Here is an 873-nt window from a genome sequence, read left to right as displayed (position 1 = left end):
CCACGCACGCCGTCAGAGCAGCAATACAGCGATCGGAAGCTTCGCTCTCGACGCTGAGCCGAGAGCTGGGGATCAACCCGAAGACGGTGGCAAAATGGCGCAAGCGGGCAACGGTTGAGGATCTGAAGACCGGGCCGAAGGCCCCTCACTCCACGACCTTGACCCAAGCCGAGGAGGCAGCGGTCGTCGCATTCCGGCGTCACACATTACTGCCTCTCGACGATTGCCTATACGCGTTGCAGCCGTCGATCCCGCATCTGACACGGTCAGCGCTGCACCGCTGCCTGCAACGGCACGGCATATCCCGTCTGCCGGACATTGAGGGGGACAAGCCGAAGCGACAGCGCTTCAAGCGCTACCCGATCGGCTTCTTTCACATGGATATCGCCGAGGTTCAGACTGCCGAAGGCAAGCTTTACCTGTTCGTCGGCATCGACCGCACGAGTAAGTTCGCGGTCACCCAGCTCGTCGACAAGGCGGACAGGCGAACGGCGTGGGAGTTCCTTGAACACCTGCTGAAAGCGGTGCCGTACCGGATCCACACGATCCTGACAGACAACGGCATCCAGTTTGCCGAGCAGCCGCGCAACCGTAACACCGCCTGGTCGCGTCAGATGCGCTTCGACATGATCTGCGAAGCAAACGACATCGAGCACCGGTTGACCAAGCCGAACCACCCGTGGACGAACGGTCAGGTCGAGCGGATGAACCGCACCATCAAGGAGGCGACGGTCAAACGCTTCCATTACGAGAGCCACGAGCAGTTGCGGGTGCACCTCGCAGACTTCATGGCAGCCTATAATTTCGCCCGTCGGCTCAAGACGCTCAGTGGCCTCACGCCTTACGAATACATCGCCAAAATCTGGACGTCAG

At 60.6% G+C, this 873-nt stretch carries 1 protein-coding gene; it reads left to right on the top strand.

Annotated elements, in window-relative coordinates:
• On the top strand, nucleotides 1–873 hold an 873-nt coding region (locus IFS44_RS21660; protein WP_244650511.1), incomplete at both ends, for an IS481 family transposase.

The organism is Sphingomonas sp. CFBP 13706, assembly GCF_014842355.1.
Taxonomy (GTDB): domain Bacteria; phylum Pseudomonadota; class Alphaproteobacteria; order Sphingomonadales; family Sphingomonadaceae; genus Sphingomonas; species Sphingomonas aerolata.
This window is presented reverse-complemented; position numbering and strand designations above follow the sequence as displayed.